This window comes from Arthrobacter sp. UYCu723 (assembly GCF_054059215.1).
Genome location: NZ_JBSSBW010000001.1, coordinates 2,229,597 through 2,246,291 on the forward strand (window position 1 = coordinate 2,229,597; position 16,695 = coordinate 2,246,291).

A 16,695-nucleotide genomic window follows, 5' to 3' on the forward strand; every position below is an offset into this window, starting at 1 on the left:
CGACCAAAAAAGGACGACAGCGGACAATTCCAGACCCGGATTAGCCGGTTAATCGAATGATAATCCGTACAGTGAGTCGCTTTTCAAAACCCTGAAATACGGTCCGGAATTCCCCGAACGCTTCGCCTCAGTCCACGACGCCGGAGCATTTATCGGCGGCTTCGTGGACTGGTACAACCATCACCACCACTCTCTGGGGGTCTCAGAGGTGTTGCGGGACGTTGCATAGAGCGACACGCCTCGCCGTGGCGCCACACATCCCCGGGGGTGCGGTGCACGTGGCGCATAGTCGCGTTTAGGTTTTCCAGTTCTCTGGAAGGACAATCGTGCGGGTCTTCGCGGTGCTTCTGCCTTCGGGCATTCGATATTGGACTGTCCTCGATGAAGATCTGGTTGTCGTGCCGGAGGCGGACGCTTTCCTGCGGCATCTGCGCCTGGGCCGTGACGGCTCGGAGCTGACGACCCGTTCGTATGCCGGCGGGATCGTACTTTTCCTGCGTTGGTGCCTGGCCAAAGGGCAGCACTGGCATGCCGGCGTCGGAGAGCTCGGATTATTCATCATCTGGCTGCGTCATACCGGGGCGCAGGCCGGGGACGGTGAGCGGACAGCGGTGGTGCTGGCCGGTCCGGGCCACCGCCCGGCACGCGGGGCACGCCGGATCAACACGGTGCTGACCGCCGTCCGCGGCTTCGTGGTGCATGCGGTGACCAGTGGTGACGCGCCCGGCCGTTTGCTGCCGCTGATCTACGAACTTGCCGATGATCGTGACCTGCCCGGACAGGCACGGGGCGAGGACCGGGCCATGGCCTGGCGGATGCGCGCCCGTCACCGGCTCCACGAGGTTGATGCCGGCGTGGACCGTGCCAGTGACGCGGAGATCGTGGCACTGATCGCCGCCTGCCTGTCGGCCCGTGACCGGCTGATCGTGCTGCTGATGGCGCGAGCCGGACTGCGCCGCGGCGAGCTCTGCGGGCTGCGCCGTTCAGACGCGCATATGCTCGCCGATTCAAAGCTTCTGGGCTGCCCGGTGCCGAGGGCACACCTGCATGTGCTGCGCCGCGAAAACATGAACGGGGCCTGGGCGAAGTCCCGCCGGACACGTGTCGTGCCGCTGGATTCACTGGCCGTGCAGGCCGTGGATGCCTATGTATTTGAGCGGCTGGCCGTCGCTGAGGCGGGCGGCAGCGATTTCCTGCTGGTCAACCTGTTCCGTGCCCCGATCGGTGCTCCGATGCCGCCGGACGCGGTCAATGCGCTGATTACTGCAGCCGGAAGGCGCGCAGGCCTGCGCCGGCAGGTTACCCCGCACCAGCTGCGGCACGCCTTCGGCAGCAATCTGGCCGATGCCGGCGGCACCCTGGATGAGATCGCGGCGCTGCTCGGGCATGCTTCGATGAGCTCCTCCCAGGTCTACCTGCATCCGGATCCGGCCAGACTGCGCGATGCAGTCGAACGGGTGCCCGGCCCCCGCGGGACACAGGCAGGAGAAAACCGGTGACGGCTGCAATCAGCGTGGCAAAGACGCCCCCGCCGCAGTACATTTCCGGCGGTACCGGGCATGTGTTCAGCGGCCCGTACCGGTTGGGACAGTCCGCCGTTGAACTCGCGGATCTGATCGCACCGGAATTCCTGGCTGAGATCGGCTGGGATCCGGTTTCCCTGGTCATGTTCCTGCCGCCGGCGCACCTGCTGCTGGGCCGCCCGGTCTGCGCGGCGGTCGGCTGCGCGGTGACAGCCCCGCACCGGGGTGGGATCTGCACAGGCTGCCGGCACCGGCTCGCCCGGCAGGGGCTGGTCCTTGAGGAAATCGCTTTGCTTCCGGCCAAGGACCGCCCCGACCGCGGCGTTGGCATGTGTGGGGTGGCCGGGTGCGCCCGGGAATGGGCCTCGGGAACGGCCCGGTTATGTCGTCGGCACCTCGATCAGCAGCAGAGCCTGGGCCTGGGGCTGGCAGAGTTCCTCACCGGTCCGCGGACCCGGGCGCTGGAGGCCTGTCCGCCGTGCGCGGTGGCTGCCTGCCCGCGACAGCGCCGCCACCTCGAGGGCCGCTACTGTGACGCCCACCAAATCCGCCTGCGCGTCTTCAAAGCCAAGAACCCCGGAGCCGACGAGGCGCTATGGCGGCGGATCGAGCCGCCGATCGGGACCGGCGGGCAGGTGAGCCTGCGCGGCTTGGAACCGCTGGTGGTGATCGAGGTGCTGCTCGGGCTGCAGCAACGGTGCCGTCTGGACCAGGTGCGGACCAAAGAGGCGGAGCTGCGCGCGGTCGGGGATGACCTGCGCCGCCAGCAGGTCGACACGATCGCCGATTACCGCCTGGCACCCACCCGCTCACTGGAGTTCGCCGGGCTGGTCCATGCCCTGGCCAGACACGCCCGCCGCGCTTTAAGCACCCCTGCAGCCGAGATCCTGCTAGACCAATGGGACCTGGCGGTCTTCGGCAACTCCGGCACCGTGTCATTCACCGGCCTGAGCCAGCCGTGGTTGCGGGAAGCCGCCAAACGCTGGGCCATCGATGACCTGCCCAGAAGACGGATCCGCCCCGGCCGGCGGAGCACCACGGGCCTGTCGGTGCGTCACCACGTGAACGCCCTGGTCCGGCTGTCGGAGGCCTTGCGGATGCGCCCGGACCAAGGCCGGATTCCCGCCGGTCTTGGCCGCGCCGACATCGAGACATTCCTGAACCGGCTTGCCTATCTGGCCTCGACGGGTCAGATCAGCACCGATGCCCGGCTCCGCACCATCCGCGAGGTCCGGCACGTGCTCTCCACGATACGGGCCCTGGGTCTGACCCGCCCCGGCACCCTGGCCGCCGGCCTCGGGGAGGACTTCACCATCGGCGCCGCCGACATCCCCGCTGAACCCGAAGCCGCCGAATCCGGACGGGATCTGCCGCCGGAAATCATGCGGCAGATCTGCGCCCACCTCGACCGGCTGACATCCCCGCCGATGAGGGCCGGGATCGAGTTGGCCATCGACACCGGCAGAAGACCCGAGGAAATTGCGGCACTGGCGTTCGACTGCCTGGCCCGCGATGCCGATGGATCTGCGGTGCTGGTCTTTGATAATCACAAGGCCGGCCGCCTCGGCCGTCGGCTCCCCATCAACGCGAACACCGCAGAGGTGATCACCGCCCAGCAGCAGTGGGTGCGGGCCCGCTACCCCCACACACCGGTCGGTGAGCTGAAACTGCTCCCCACAGACCGGCGCAATCCCGGCGGTGACAGGTCCCTCAGCGCGTTCAGCCTCGCGTTCCACCACCGCGTCTGGATCACGAACATGCCGGTCCTGAGGACCGTTGACGACACCGAATTCGACAAGGCCCTCATCGTTCTTTACGCCTACCGGCACACCTACGCCCAGCGGCACGCCGACGCGGGAGTGCCGATCGATGTGCTGCGTGAGCTCATGGACCACCGGAAACTCGACACCACCAGCGGCTACTACCAGGTCGGCCAGGGCCGCCGCCGCGAGGCCGTGGACCGGGTCACCGCCATGCAGTTCAACCGGCACGGCGAACGCATCTGGCGTCAGGCCCAGGAGCTGCTGGACTCTGACCACGCCCGCCGGTCTGTCGGAGAGGTCGTTGTTCCGTTCGGCCTCTGCACCGAACCGTCCAACGTCCAGGCCGGCGGAAACGCCTGCCCCTACCGGTTCCGTTGCGTCGGCTGTGATCACTTCCGCACCGACGTCTCTTACCTGCCCGATCTGCAGGCCCACCTCGATGATCTGCTCCGCAACCGGGAGAAACTCCTGGCCACCCAGGACCTGGAGGAATGGGCCCGCACCGAAGCCCTGCCATCGGAGAACGAGATCACCCGCATCCGCCGGCTGATCTCTAAAGTCGAAGCCGGGCTGGACCAACTGGCGCCCGCCGACCGGACAGAGATCGAGCAGGCCGTAACCATCGTGCGACGCCACCGCACCACGGCTCTGGGCATGCCCCAGATCCGGCAGCCGGTACCCGATGTCCGCCCGAGGCCAGTGTCGTGAGCATCCCAAGGCTCCCGCGCTTGTGAAAACCGCAGCCGCCATCGAAGGCCGCCGCGCCGACACCACGCGGCGCCGCGAACGCGTCGTTGCAGCCCTCACCAAGGCCCATTCCTCCGGCAACGAGATCAGCGTCGCCACCATCGCCCGCGCCGCGGGCGTTGACCGCACATTCCTCTACCGACACCGCGACCTGCTGGCACAGCTGCACACAATCCAGGCGCAGCCTAACCACGACTCCACACAGGGGGCAGCGGTCAGCCTGGCCTCGCTGCATGCGGACCTGCTCGCCGCCCACGAGCGCGGCAACCGCCTCGCAACCCACATACAGACACTGGAACGGCGGCTATCCGAGACGCTCGGCGAACAAGTCTGGCGCGAATCCGGACTCGGCGCGCCACTGGACCTCGACGAACTGAACCAGCGCATCACCGGGCTCGAGCAGCAGAACCTCGATCTGAAACTGCAACTCGAGGAACGGGATCAGGATCTTACCGCCGCGCGAGCCGCGAACCGGGAACTCATGACCCGCCTCAACACCAAAAAATAGGATGCGTGGACAAACGTGCACCACACCAACGGTGCACGTTATGCCACCAAATAAGACGCTGACCTGCGACGATATTGAAAACGAGCGCCCAAAAAATGAACGACCCCCAGAGAACCACCAGCACTCCGGCATCGGCTTCCACACGCCAGCGAACGTCCACTTCGGCCACGCGTCCGGCGTCGCCAAAGAACGCTCGGCAACGCTCGCTGCAGCCCGCGCGAGACACCCCGAGCGCTTCACGACAACCACTGATCCCAAAATCCTCGCGCTCCCAGGACCAGCGTGGATCAACCAGCCCAAGGAAATCACCGAACAGTCAGCCGCCTAACTCCCGTTGGTACCGTTCAGCTTGAAAAATTCCGGTCGTGGCTCCGACCTCGCGGTTCCCCGCCGCATCAAGGTCGGTCGGTGCTGCTACGGTTCGAGCATCATTACTCGACTATTGGGGGACCATGTCTGACTTGTCATCCGGCCCTGCGCAAGAACCGGAGAAACCGAAGAAGAAGCCGGTTGGCTTTGCTAGGCATATCGCGTTGGCGTGCACCGGCCTGACACTTATTGCCTTCCTTCCGTCGAACGCATTGCTAGTTAGCCTCCTGCTGGCAGGGGGTGTGCTGTGGGTCTTGCTTGACGTCCTGAAGCAGTACAAGAAGGCCTTTGGTGCTCCTGCTGAAGGGTTCGAGGTCAGTGCTGAGAACACTTACCGGACGAGTCTCGGCGCCCCGCCCCTGCCGGCGAAGGGGCTGAAGCAATACGCGGATGAGGTGTACCTGGCGAACGTTCAAATGCTCGCCGACCTGCAGAGGCTCGGGGCCATGGACACTTTGTCCAAGGAGCGCCATGATGCCGATTTGGCACGCCATATCTCTTCAGCTGAACAGCAGCTGGCGGCGGCCAACGCCGAGCTCGCCGCGATCCGAGGTGAGGTCCTAGACGTCCGGCAGGTTGCCGACCGGCACAACATCGGGTTCTACGACTACGAGCATCCTGCAGAAACGTCGGTAAAGCTTGCCGACGAACTGGCCGCCGTCCGCGCCAGAATCAAGGACAAACTGCGTGAGAAGACCGCGGTTACTACCGTCTCCGGGTTCACATTCAACGGTTCCGCGAAGGAAGGTTCCAAGTTCGTCCGCGACCTCTCTGCGCTCCTGCTGCGTGCCTACAACGCGGAAGCCGAGAACTGTGTGAAGACGGTGAAGGCTGGGAACCTCCACACGGCCGCTGCCCGGCTCGAGAAGGCACGAGAGCAGATCGCCAAACGCGGAACCATGATCGGTCTCCAAATCACCAGCGCCTTCCACGGATTGCGCGAGAAGGAGCTCGAACTCGCTGCCCGGCACCTGGAAGCCGTCGCCATTCAGAAGCAACTAGAGGCCGAGGCGCGGGCCGAAGCCCGTGAGGCGGTCAAGGCCCAGCGCGAATGGGAGGCGCTGAAGGCCAAGCAGAAGAAGGAAGTGGATCACTACGCCAACGTGCTTATCCAGCTTCAGGCCGCCGGAGACCTTGAAGGCGTACAGCGAGTCCAGGAGCAGCTGGACGAGGCGGAGGCGAAGCTTGCGGACGCCGAAGACAACGCCCTGAATACCCGCGCCGGGTACGTGTATGTCATCTCCAACCTCGGGGCATTTGGTGATGGGGTGGTGAAGATCGGCATGACGCGCCGGCTCAACCCCATGGAGCGTGTGCGAGAACTGGGGGATGCATCCGTCCCATTCCTGTTTGACGTACACGCACTTTTCTTCTCCAAGGACGCTGTAGGTATTGAAACCATGCTTCACCAGCACTTCGCCGGTCAGCGGGTGAACCTGGTGAACTTGCGCCGTGAGTACTTCTACGCCTCCCCGGCAGCGGTAAAGGACGCACTTGTTGAACATCACGTGGAGCTCGTCGAATATCAGGAGAATGCGCCGGCCGAAGAGTTCGCCGCATCCAGGGACCTGCGCGAGACGGTGCAGCTCGCCGGCGCCAGGTAGGTGCTGGCATGGAGCCTAGGGATCTTGGTCAATCGGCCGAGCAACCTGGCCCTTAGCCAGCACGAATGGGCGAAGCCCGGTAAAGAATCTTGAAACTAAGTGTGGAATCGGAAAATGGGGAAATCAGTGCGTGAAATGTGCTTCACCGCAATCGACTTTGAGACGGCCAACAGTCAACGTGGTTCGGTGTGCGCGGTCGGTCTGGCCAGGGTTGTAAGCGGCGAGATAGTCGAACGAGCGTCGTGGCTGATCAAGCCGCCCAGTGGCCTCGATCATTTTGAACCTAGGAATGTCGGCATACATGGCATCCGTGCACAGGACGTTGTGACCGCCCGTGACTGGGAAGAGTCACTCGCAAGCATCTTCCGATTCGCCGCCGGCGGGCACTTCGTGGCGTACAACGCCAGGTTCGATGCGAGCGTCATGAGAGCCGCTACTGAAGTGACTGGAATTGACCTGCCACAGCACGAGTTCTATTGCGCACTGGAACTCGCCCAAGGGCACCTGGATCTCCCGCGTCACAGGTTGAACGATGTCACTGATCATTTGGACCTTCCGCCCTTTGAACACCACGAGGCTGGCGCGGACGCGATCGCCTGCGCCAGCGTGGTGCTTGCCATAGCCCGCATGCGACAACTCGAGTCCATTGCTGAAATGTGGGCGGCCCCGCTCGGCGCGAAAGGAGCCAGGGGGTTCAGGACTCCGGATATCGCGATTTAATGCCTCGGAGCCGGCGCCTTGGATTTGACCTCGTATTTGAGGATGAGGTCGGTCCCGGGGTAACGCGTCGCGGTTTGGGTGAGGTGTTCGCAGAGTTCGGCGATCGCAGTGGTTTTTGCCTTCGTGGGCAGCGGGTCCAAGCTGATCGTCAGGATGCCGGGGACGGTGGGGTCAATGTTTCCTGACTGGCTGAAGGCCTGGCGGATGAGGGCGTGGGCTTCATCGGCACTGCGCTTGTAGCCGGTGTTCGTGCGGATCTCCCGGGCGAGGGTCATCATCGTGTTGTAGGCGCCCATGCGGATGCCGTGGTGGATGAATTTCGTCTCGGTGTCCAGGACCTGTTGGCCGGGGGCGAGGTCGCCGAGGCGGATCCTGGCAGGGAGCTCGGCGTGGGCCGTTTCGGCCTGGGTGAGGGCTGTTTCCGCGTCCCAGAAGGGTGCCTTCAGCTGGTTGATCATCGCATTGGTGACCATGAGCTCCTCGGTGTCGGGCGGCGGGGTCTTCAACACGAGTTCGGCGGCATCAACGGTCGCGGTGACCTCGGCGTGGTGTTTCCGTGCTGCCACAACCCGTTGGTAGGCCTTGGCCTTGGCGGGGTTGGGGACCATCCGCTCCGGATCATCATCAGCGCTGGTGTAGGAGTCGTGGGAGTCCAGGTCGAAGTGCATGCGGGCGTAGCGGAACTGGTTTTCCTGCCGCCACCGGTTCCCCATCCGGTGGATCGCCTCCCCGGCCGGGACCGTGTGGTCGGTGGTGAGGATATGAATCTGACGGGTGCCACCACCGGACGCGGCCACGATGCGGGTGATCTGGCGGATCCGGAACACCTCCCCGGTCTTCGCAGTGGTGGTCAGGGGCAGGTCAACGAGCATGTCCGCTGCGGAGAAGGTGCGGGTTTCCCCGTGCTCGTCGGCGTGGGTGATCTCGGTAAACAGGGCCTCGTCAACGTCGTCGGTTTTGCCTTTCCGCCAGGTCAACACATCAAAACCCTGCTCCTTCATGTGTTGGAAGAGGGCCGGGGACCAGCCGCCGCGGTCAAAGCCGACCAGCACCCGCCGCTCATCGCCGATGATGTCCCGCAGCTTCGGCAACAGGGCGCGCAGTTCCCCGGCCAGGGAAGCGCCGGGGGCCGCCATGACCAGGAACACCGGGGATCCGTTGGCGTCAGAGACCCAGGTTTCCTCCGTCGCCGGGACCGGGAACTTCAACCGGGTGGAGTAGAGCTTCCCGATCTTCTTCGTGCCCTGGTAGGCGCGCACATGCCCATCCACATAGAGGACCGCGGCCAAGTTTTCTCCACCATTCTCCCCGCCCGGGCCCACGTTGCCCAAGTGGTGGGCGGCCAGGGCCGCAATCAAATCCTGCGCCTTCCCTGTCTCGGCGAGTTGGGCGATGCGCCGGCGGATCGTCTTCACTTCCGGGGCCCGATCCAACCCCAAGACCCGGCCCAGGTCCTCCGGGTTGAAGCGGGTGGCGCCCTCCGCCCGGGCCTCCCCGGCCAAGGCCCGCAACACCGAGTCGATCAGGATCGTTTCCAGACCGTAGAACCCGTTCGGCAACGCCCCGTAGGTGGCTTTCGCACAGGCCAGAAGGCCGGTGGCCTCCAGTGCGGGGAAGGCCAGGAACAACCCAGCATGCGGGACCCGTGCCGCCGGGGCAAACACCGGTTCAGCGCATTCGGCCAGGCCGGCTGCGGTGCGCTCACTGGTGCGTGGCACGGGGGCTGGCAGGATCGGCAATTCCGGCTGCACCACAACAGCCGACACCGGCGTTTCCGGCTCACTGGCACCGGGTGCTGTTGCTTCTATTGCGTCTTTGGTGGCCTGTTCAATGGCTTGTTCGGCGGCGAGTTTCAGGGCCCGGCGGACACTGAATTCCGAGACCCCCACAGCATCCCCGACGGCCTGCTGGGACAGGCCGGTGGCGCGCAGTTCCACGATCTGGTTGATGACATCGGCACTGAGCCGGGATGCCTTCTTGGGGCCCTTCTTTTCCGGCACCAGGGCCACGATGCCGCCGTCGGCCAGCAACTGACCCCACGCCCACACCGTGCCGGGCGTGACCGAGAAAGCTGCTGCGATCTCACCCAGCGGGGCAGCCTTGAGCTGTACCAGCTTCACTGCTGCCCAGCGGCGTGCGGTTTCGTCGCCGCCATCCCAGGCAAACGATATCTGGCCATGCAGGTACACGGCCCCGCCACCGCTGGCATCCTTCACCACCGAACCCGCCAACCCCAACGGCACGGCATCCGAAACCATCGCCACGGGAAGAGGTGGCTGAGCAGTCATAAGACTCATCATTCCACCCTTCTCAACGACACAGATTCTATGATCTATTATATCGAAGAATGGGTGAAGTTAACAGCCCTCACCAAGCAAAAACACCGAAAAATCAACAAACCCGCAAAACCGCCACCCGACCATGACCAGAGTCCTGGGGTTAGATTCGAGTAAGACGCGAACCCCGGTCGGCGGGCAGATCAATTACACGACCGAGCGGAACCTTCGCCTAGCTGATCTGCCTCAACCCAATGCCTCCGCCGACCCGCAGCATCCCTTTTTTGGTCACACATTCTGTTTCACGGGCGAGCTGCAGAGTTTCTCAAGGCTTGACGCCATGGCAGCGGTCGCGGACTGCGGAGCGACCAACCGTCAGGGAGTGACCAAAAAGACAACTTACGTCGTCATCGGGCGGTCAGACTCTACGCACTCGGCATCTGCCGGAGACTTGGGCGCTTCCGGAAAGGAACGCAAGGCCCACGACTACATTGGACTTGGCCAAAAGATCACGGTGCTGGGCGAGAAGGAATTCATTCAGCTTCTAGGTGCATGAGTCGGTAGTGGTTTGACGGTTTCGCAGGCTTGCACCACGGCGGCCGGTGGCCGGTCTCCTTTTTCTGGAAAAAAGGGGGCGGGCCTCTGGCATTTTGCCGGCGGGAGACCTGGAGTGGCTCCTGCGGCCCGGGGTTCGGTTCTGCAGGTCTGATCCCGGGGCACCCCCGGGGGTGTTCAGGCGGGTTGGGCCCTGTGGCTGAAGAGTTTGAGCAGGTTGTGGCAGCCGGCCATCAGCTTCCACTCCCCGGATGCTTTCTCGAGTCCGCGCAAGAGGACGTGTTTGCCTTGCCGGGTGTGGATCTGTCCGAAGACCGGTTCCACGATGGCTTTGCGCCGTGCGTAGACCGCCCGGCCCTTCTTCGTTTTCAGTTTCCGGGCCATTCGCTCGGCCGGGGTGGCGTTTGCCGGGATCCTGCCCCTGGGTGATTCGGGGACCGGGCGTCCGTGTTTCATCCGCCTGGTGGAGATGAAGAACTCCGTGGTTCCACTGGCTTCAAGGTCTTTGACGTGTTCGAGGTTCGCCGCCGAGCAATACCCGGCGTCGGCGCTCCACTTCCCGGGCATGGCCTTCAGGGTCTCTTGGGCGTTCTGAACCATCGGGACCAGTTGCTGCACGTCCACCGCGGTGTTGTTCAACTCCGTGGCCACGATGACCTGGTGATCTTTATCAACGACGGCCTGCCCGTTGTAGCAGTAGTGGTAGGAACCGTCCGCGGTCTTCATGATCCGGGCGTCAGGGTCGGTAAAGTTGCGTTGCGCCGTCGGTTTTGGTTCCGCCGCCGACGCGGCCGCTTCGCCCTTGCCGGAGACATCCTCGTCATCGTCCCCACGGTCCCGGGCCTTCGCCTGGGCCTCACGGCGGGCCTTCTCCGCGGCTTCGGCTTCGAGGGATTCCCGGGCGGCGGCCATCGCGGCGGCGCGCCGGGCCCGGTTTGCCAGTTCGACGGGCAGCTCATCGCCGCGTTTGCCCGGCCCGAAGCGGGCGTCCTCGGCCGCGTCCACGGTCTTGGCCTCCGCCATCAGGTCGCTGATCTCATCGGCCAACACCTTTTGCTTCTCCGTCAGCCGGGAATAGCTCATGGCCTTGTGCCGGGAGGCGTTGGCCCGCACCTTCGTCCCGTCCAGTGCCACATGGCCCAACGAGACCATGCCCGCGGCCCGGCAGAGCTCCAGCGCCTGCAGGAACACGTTGGCCAACGCCGCGAGGTGGCGTTCGCGGAACCGGGCGATGGACCGGAAATCCGGGGCCTGCTGGGCGGCCAGCCAGCGGAACGCGACCACGTCCGTGCAGGCCTTTTCCAGTTCCCGCGAGGACCGCACCCCGACGCAATACCCGTACAGCACGATCCGCAGCATCAACCGCGGATCATACGGCGGCTGGCCCTTGGCCTTGGCATAGGAGGCATAGAAGCGGGTCAGATCCAGTTCCCCGTCCACAAGCTCGCCAATAAACCGCGCCAGATGGCCCTTGGGCAACCACTCATCCAGCGACGGCGGGACCAGCATCACCGCTCCGGGCTCGAACGCCTTGAAACGCTTCTTCATCCCGCCGTTGGCATCCATCGGCACAACGGTGGGCTGCTCGACCCGCTCCACGACCGACTCGTCGAACAAACCATCCTGCGCGGAAGAACCGGTATCCATGCCCCCGATTCTCCCAGCCACCAAAGCCAGGGCCTCGTAAATCCGCCGGCGTTTTAAAAACCGGCGCCCTCATAACTGACCCACGCACCTAGTAGTACTTAGTTAGGTCGGCGTGGCGGCTTTTAATCCCTGACCGATCCTGTTAATTTTCGAGGCATGAAACCGGATGAGCTTGCCGAGACCAAAGCGGAACTGGAAGCGTTCGTTCAGGATGTGTTCGCGTCGCTTCCGCGTAAGGATCAGCGGAACAAGGGGAACCTGTATCTGCACGGTCTGATGCTGGACGGGCGGCGGAAATCGATGCAGCCGATGGGCGGCCGGCTCGGGGTCGATTACCAGCAGCTGCAGCAGTTCGTCTCGTCCTCGCCGTGGAAGCTCGAGCCGGTCCGCCGGGTCCTGGTGCGCAAGGCCGTCGAGGTGATCGGCCCCGACGCGTGGGTGGTTGACGATACCGGTTTCAAGAAGGACGGCGGCTCCTCGCCGTGCGTTGCCCGGCAGTATTCGGGCACCCTGGGCAAGATCGGCAACTGCCAGATCGCCGTCAGCATCCACGCGGCCACCGACCAGGCGTCCTGCCCGCTGGACTGGCGGCTCTATGTGCCGGAAGCCTGGGATGACACGTCCGCAGACACGAACGCCCACGCCGAAATGATCGCCGCCCGCCGGGCCAAGGCGCAGATCCCCGAGATGCAACGCCATCGTACGAAGTGGGCGATGGCGCTGGAAATGATCGACGAACTCGGCGCCTGGGGGTACCGGCCCCCGATCATGGTCGGGGACGCCGGCTATGGCGAGATCACCGCGTTCCGGTCCGGGCTCAGCGAACGAACGATCCCCTACATGGTCGCCGTCAAGCACTCGACGACCGCGCACCTCCAAGACGCAGCCATCGGCGTGGCCGAGTACGCCGGCAAAGGCCCCCGCTCAAACCAGCGCCGATACCTGGACGCCCCAAAGTCACTCAAAGACCTCGTCATGGACGCCGGCCGCCGGAAGCTACATCAGGTCACCTGGCGGCACGGCACCAAGTCCACCACCAGCAACAAACCCGCGTCGATGACCTCCAGGTTCATCGCACTGCGGGTCCGGGCAGCCAACCGCGATATCCCCCGCGCCGAGGACGGTTCCCTCCCCGCCGAGTGGCTGCTCGCCGAATGGCCCAAAGGCGCACCCGCGCCCACCGACTACTGGCTCTCCACCTTGCCGGAGACGACACCGCTGAAGGAACTCGTCCGGATCGCCAAAATCCGGTGGCGCATCGAGCACGACTACCGCGAACTGAAGACCGGTCTCGGCCTCGACCACTTCGAAGGCCGCACCTGGCTGGGCTGGCACCACCACGCCACCCTCGTCACCGCCGCCCACCTCTTCATCACCACGCTGCGCCTGACACGCCCAAAAGCGCCTGGGGCAGCCTGAGTCTCTACGGCATCCTCCGCGAGCTCCAACACCTCGTCGCCGTCCGGACCGGCTACTGCCCCTACTGCCAACCGCGAGCTCCAACCTAACTAAGTACTACTAGGAGGCGCGAGAGCCAACGAGGAGGTCTTGCCATCGGTGCCCTCCGTTGATGCGTCTGCCCTTTCTGGCGCTAAACCGAAGCCCACGGTTGTGACGACCGCTCGTGCTGCTTCTGCGAGGACCGCACCGAAGCGTGCTGCCGGCGACCCCGGTGACCATTCCGTTCGGAACCGATTGGACAAACTTTCTGATGGCCCTGGGTGGCTGGTCAAGCTTAAGAGCGTTCTTGGCCTGAAGTAATTATCGGCGGGCTCGCTTCTGGAATCAGGCCAGCCCGCCCCGATAACTCCGGGAGCGGAGCCCTGTGAGCACCGCGCAAAACGCAAACGGACGACGGCGGGACGTCCCGCCGTCGTCCGCTCACCGTGGCCGCAAACTTTTGGAAGCGGCTGGCCAGCGGCAGGGCAATGTAGACGCCGACGTCGACGCTTGTAAATCCTCATTGTGGCGGCTGCCCAACTGCGCCACCATGATCCTATGGATGCTGAAACACCGAAGGCGGCGGAGCTGAACCTTCCCCAGGCTTTCCTCCTGCTGGCAACGAACGACAAAGACGGCAAACCTGAAGTGCCGGTGTACGCACTCAGGACCACTTTGGCAGGGGCAATATTGGCCGAGCTGGACCTGATCGGTGCAATCGGGCTGCAGGGGAAGCGCGTCAGGACTACCGGCACCGCCCCGCAAACGGACCTCCAGCACGAGCTTGAGCTCATCCGTGGCAAATCTCGACCCCACACTCCCAAGCGGTGGGTCTCCATGCTGGAGGGCCGCGCCGAAGTGCAGCGTGTCTACGAGGGGATGGCGTCCCTGGGCATCGTGGAACATGTCGGCGAAAAGCACCTGGGTCGGTTCCGGGCCGTGCGGTACCCGGAGAAGGACCATGCTCCGGAAGCTGCGATTCTGCAAAAGATCCAGGCCGCACTCAGCGGTGCGCCGTGGGAACCCGCGAAGCCTGACGCCAAGGCGCCCGCTGCAGAATCGTCTGATACGGCGGCGTCTGATGCCACGACGCCTGATGCCACGACGCCTGATCCCACGGCGACCGATGCCGGCACGTCTGATGTCAGGACGCCCGCTCACGCGAAGCCCGATTCCGAGCCTGTTTCCAAGGTGCCCGATGCCAGGACCACGGCGCTGATCGCCCTGCTTCAGGCGGCCGGACTGTTTGGCAAGCTCTTCCCGGCAGCGGACAGAGTCCGGGCAAGTGAGCTGGCGAAGGACTATTGGCCTGCCCGTGCGGTGGAGGACGAACTGCGCATGATCAGACTGGCGGAGGAAGAAGCCGCAACCTTATGATGCTGCCTGAAATCGCCAGGCGCGGGAGTTGTCGTTCTGCGTGGACTCCAGAAGCCCGCCGCGGCCCAGCGCTGGCCATGAACCTGAAGGCGTCGATGGTGCCGGATCTTTCGAGGTGCGCAATTTTCGATCTGGACGATCGCGGCAAAGCTGACGACTAGTCTCTGACGAGGTATTCCCTGAGCAGGGCCCGGTGTTCGATGGCGGCTTGCCGGTGGAGCGCACAACCGGCGTCGGTCAGCTCCAGGAAGAGTGAGCGCCGGTCATCTTCGCAGGAGTGGCGGGAAATGAGTCCGGCTTTTTCGAGTCTGTCCACCACTTTGGACATGGCGCTCTGGGTCATGGGGGTGCGCTCACCCAGTTGCTTCATCCGGCACGCCGCGTCGGCGCTTTCGGCCACGAGATCCAGGATTTCAAACTCAGTCAGGCCGATGCTGAACTTCGACTCCAGCGCGCGATCGATCGCTCCCGCGGTGTGGAAGTGCGTGGTCTGAATGCTGCGCCATTGCTCAACCAGCTGGCGGTCCTGCGGTGTTGCCATGCAGAAACTCTAGTTCATGACGTTTTAAAAGTCCACGTCATAATATTCCTTGTCATTCAATGACGCGTCATATAAGTTGATGGCATGACTTCGACTTCCACTCTTGAAAGGAAAGACCTGCCGGAGAACGGCTTGCTCCCGTCCGCTGGACCCGTGCGCAGTGGATGCTGCTCATGGTCCTGTGCACCGTTTTGGCGCTCGATGCGCTAGACGTCTCCATGGTCGGCGTGGCACTGCCCTCGATCGGCACCGAACTGCACCTGGGAACCGAATCCCTCCAATGGATCGTGTCCGCCTACGTGCTCGGCTACGGAAGCCTGCTTCTGCTGGGCGGCCGGATGGCGGACCTCCTCGGCCGGCGGCGCATCTTCCTCATCGCACTCAGCGTCTTCGCCGCCGCTTCCCTGCTCGGCGGCCTGGTGGATGACCCGGCCCTGCTGATCGCCACCCGGTTCGTCAAGGGGCTGGCGGCGGCGTTCACCGCACCCGCCGGTTTCTCCATCATCACCACCAACTTCGCGGAAGGGCGCGAACGTAACCGCGCCGTATCCATCTTCACCACCTTCGGCGCGAGCGGCTTCTCACTCGGCCTCGTCGTCGGAGGCCTCATGACCGCCATGAGCTGGCGCTGGACCTTCCTGGTCTCCGTACCGGTGGCGGTCGCCGTCGTGATTCTTGGCCTGAGGTACATCCCCCGTGACAACGCCGCCGGCCGCGACCAGGACAGCGGGCATGACTTCTGGGGCGCCGTCACACTCGCCGCCGGCATGCTCGGGCTCGTGTACACGCTCGTTTCGGCGCCCGGCAACGGTTGGGGATCTGTGGCAACTATCGCCGGATTCGTGGCCTCCGCAGCAGTGCTGGCAGCGTTCGCGGTGATCGAAAACCGCGTCAGGCACCCCCTGATCAGGTTCAGCATCCTCAAGGAAGGCTGGGTGGCGCGGGCGAACCTCAGCGCCGTGGGGTTGTTCGGCTCATATTTGAGCTTCCAGTTCATCCTCACGCTCTACCTGCAGTCCGTGCTGGGATGGAGCCCCCTCGGCATGGCTCTGGCGCTTCTTCCCACAGGCCTGCTGGTGGCCTCGAGCGCACCGTTCGCGGACCGGCTCATCGACAAGTTTGGCGCCCCGCGGCTGGTCCTGAGCGGCTTGGCGTCGCTGGCGCTCGGCTACCTGCTGTTCCTGCGGGTGGGCACGTCGCCCAACTACGTGACGGACATTCTGCCGTCGGTTCTGCTGCTGGGCGTCGGCTTCGCCCTGGCCTTCCCGTCCATCAACGTCCAGGCCACCGCTGGCATCCGGAATTCTGAACAGGGCCTGGCGGCCGGACTGATCCAGACCAGCACCCAGGTGGGGGCCGCCCTGGTTCTCGCCGTCACCACGGCGATGGTCAGCGGTCACGGCAACGCGTCCGACGGCGGCGCCCGCCTGGATGCGGCCGCCATGCTGGAACAGTACCGCCCCGGCCTGATCCTGAGCGCTGCCGTGGCAATTGCTGCCCTACTCATCGCCGCGACGCCGTCCCTGCGCCGGAAGCCAACGGCAACGGCAACGGCTCACTAAGACGATTTGCTGGCCGGAGTCGACATCGGCCGGGCTCCCGGAATAGCCTCCGGGGGAATCGAA

General features: G+C 64.5%; 12 protein-coding genes and 2 pseudogenes. 11 read left to right on the forward strand and 3 right to left on the reverse strand.

Features of this window, described 5'->3' with window-relative positions:
- Positions 1–52: 52 nt before the first annotated feature.
- From ACVWZ8_RS10460 to ACVWZ8_RS10490, 7 genes and pseudogenes are all read left to right on the forward strand, one after another.
- Positions 53–202: pseudogene (locus ACVWZ8_RS10460) on the forward strand (integrase core domain-containing protein); the annotation flags it as partial.
- A gap of 124 nt (positions 203–326) precedes the next feature.
- Positions 327–1,499, forward strand: coding sequence for a tyrosine-type recombinase/integrase (locus tag ACVWZ8_RS10465; protein WP_456504596.1), 1,173 nt, complete (start codon positions 327–329; stop codon positions 1,497–1,499).
- Positions 1,496–3,994 carry a hypothetical protein gene (locus ACVWZ8_RS10470; protein WP_456504597.1) on the forward strand — a complete coding sequence of 833 codons (2,499 nt, stop codon included), beginning with the start codon at positions 1,496–1,498 and terminating at the stop codon, positions 3,992–3,994. The genes ACVWZ8_RS10465 and ACVWZ8_RS10470 overlap by 4 nt, the downstream gene beginning before the upstream one ends.
- A gap of 22 nt (positions 3,995–4,016) precedes the next feature.
- Positions 4,017–4,541 carry a hypothetical protein gene (locus ACVWZ8_RS10475; protein WP_456504598.1) on the forward strand — a complete coding sequence of 175 codons (525 nt, stop codon included), beginning with the start codon at positions 4,017–4,019 and terminating at the stop codon, positions 4,539–4,541.
- Between the two features lie 115 nt (positions 4,542–4,656).
- Positions 4,657–4,869: pseudogene (locus ACVWZ8_RS10480) on the forward strand (IS3-like element ISAar46 family transposase); the annotation flags it as partial.
- Between the two features lie 133 nt (positions 4,870–5,002).
- Positions 5,003–6,514, forward strand: coding sequence for a DUF4041 domain-containing protein (locus ACVWZ8_RS10485; protein WP_456504599.1), 1,512 nt, complete (start codon positions 5,003–5,005; stop codon positions 6,512–6,514).
- 135 nt (positions 6,515–6,649) lie between these two features.
- Positions 6,650–7,234 carry a 3'-5' exonuclease gene (locus tag ACVWZ8_RS10490; RefSeq protein ID WP_456505936.1) on the forward strand — a complete coding sequence of 195 codons (585 nt, stop codon included), beginning with the start codon at positions 6,650–6,652 and terminating at the stop codon, positions 7,232–7,234.
- Here the strand turns inward: ACVWZ8_RS10490 and ACVWZ8_RS10495 are convergent.
- Complete coding sequence (locus ACVWZ8_RS10495) at positions 7,231–9,522, reverse strand: putative transposase (RefSeq protein ID WP_456504600.1); 2,292 nt, start codon at positions 9,520–9,522, stop codon at positions 7,231–7,233. The two genes, ACVWZ8_RS10490 and ACVWZ8_RS10495, sit on opposite strands and share 4 nt — an antisense overlap.
- A 133-nt stretch (positions 9,523–9,655) precedes the next feature.
- Here ACVWZ8_RS10495 and ACVWZ8_RS10500 point away from each other — a divergent pair, with 133 nt between their 5' ends.
- Positions 9,656–10,066, forward strand: a complete 411-nt coding sequence (locus ACVWZ8_RS10500) for a BRCT domain-containing protein (protein ID WP_456504601.1) — start codon at positions 9,656–9,658, stop codon at positions 10,064–10,066.
- 176 nt (positions 10,067–10,242) lie between these two features.
- Here ACVWZ8_RS10500 and ACVWZ8_RS10505 read toward each other — a convergent pair whose 3' ends face one another.
- Positions 10,243–11,613 (reverse strand): IS1182 family transposase, encoded by a 1,371-nt coding sequence (locus tag ACVWZ8_RS10505; RefSeq protein WP_456505937.1) that lies wholly within the window; start codon positions 11,611–11,613, stop codon positions 10,243–10,245.
- A gap of 255 nt (positions 11,614–11,868) precedes the next feature.
- On the opposite strand from ACVWZ8_RS10505, the gene ACVWZ8_RS10510 reads away from it, so the two are divergent.
- The gene (locus tag ACVWZ8_RS10510; RefSeq protein ID WP_456504078.1) at positions 11,869–13,131 is read left to right on the forward strand and encodes an IS701 family transposase; all 1,263 of its coding nucleotides are present in this window, start codon (positions 11,869–11,871) and stop codon (positions 13,129–13,131) included.
- 579 nt (positions 13,132–13,710) lie between these two features.
- Positions 13,711–14,529: a GOLPH3/VPS74 family protein gene (locus tag ACVWZ8_RS10515; protein ID WP_456504602.1), complete on the forward strand. Its 819-nt coding sequence runs from the start codon at positions 13,711–13,713 to the stop codon at positions 14,527–14,529.
- Between the two features lie 157 nt (positions 14,530–14,686).
- On the opposite strand, the gene ACVWZ8_RS10520 is transcribed toward ACVWZ8_RS10515, so the two are convergent.
- Positions 14,687–15,070, reverse strand: coding sequence for a MarR family winged helix-turn-helix transcriptional regulator (locus ACVWZ8_RS10520; RefSeq protein ID WP_456504603.1), 384 nt, complete (start codon positions 15,068–15,070; stop codon positions 14,687–14,689).
- A gap of 173 nt (positions 15,071–15,243) precedes the next feature.
- Between ACVWZ8_RS10520 and ACVWZ8_RS10525 the strand changes: the two genes are divergently transcribed.
- Complete coding sequence (locus tag ACVWZ8_RS10525) at positions 15,244–16,632, forward strand: MFS transporter (RefSeq protein WP_456504604.1); 1,389 nt, start codon at positions 15,244–15,246, stop codon at positions 16,630–16,632.
- The last annotated feature ends 63 nt before the right edge of the window (positions 16,633–16,695 follow it).

What these genes read in the sequence shown, in the direction of transcription:
- ACVWZ8_RS10490 (WP_456505936.1), top strand. Translation starts at nt 6,650, where the DNA reads ATGTGCTTCACCGCAATCGACTTTGAGACGGCCAACAGTCAACGTGGT.
- ACVWZ8_RS10495 (WP_456504600.1), bottom strand. Translation starts at nt 9,522, where the DNA reads ATGACTGCTCAGCCACCTCTTCCCGTGGCGATGGTTTCGGATGCCGTG.
- ACVWZ8_RS10500 (WP_456504601.1), top strand. Translation starts at nt 9,656, where the DNA reads ATGACCAGAGTCCTGGGGTTAGATTCGAGTAAGACGCGAACCCCGGTC.
- ACVWZ8_RS10505 (WP_456505937.1), bottom strand. Translation starts at nt 11,613, where the DNA reads ATGAAGAAGCGTTTCAAGGCGTTCGAGCCCGGAGCGGTGATGCTGGTC.
- ACVWZ8_RS10510 (WP_456504078.1), top strand. Translation starts at nt 11,869, where the DNA reads ATGAAACCGGATGAGCTTGCCGAGACCAAAGCGGAACTGGAAGCGTTC.
- ACVWZ8_RS10515 (WP_456504602.1), top strand. Translation starts at nt 13,711, where the DNA reads ATGGATGCTGAAACACCGAAGGCGGCGGAGCTGAACCTTCCCCAGGCT.
- ACVWZ8_RS10520 (WP_456504603.1), bottom strand. Translation starts at nt 15,070, where the DNA reads ATGGCAACACCGCAGGACCGCCAGCTGGTTGAGCAATGGCGCAGCATT.
- ACVWZ8_RS10525 (WP_456504604.1), top strand. Translation starts at nt 15,244, where the DNA reads ATGGTCCTGTGCACCGTTTTGGCGCTCGATGCGCTAGACGTCTCCATG.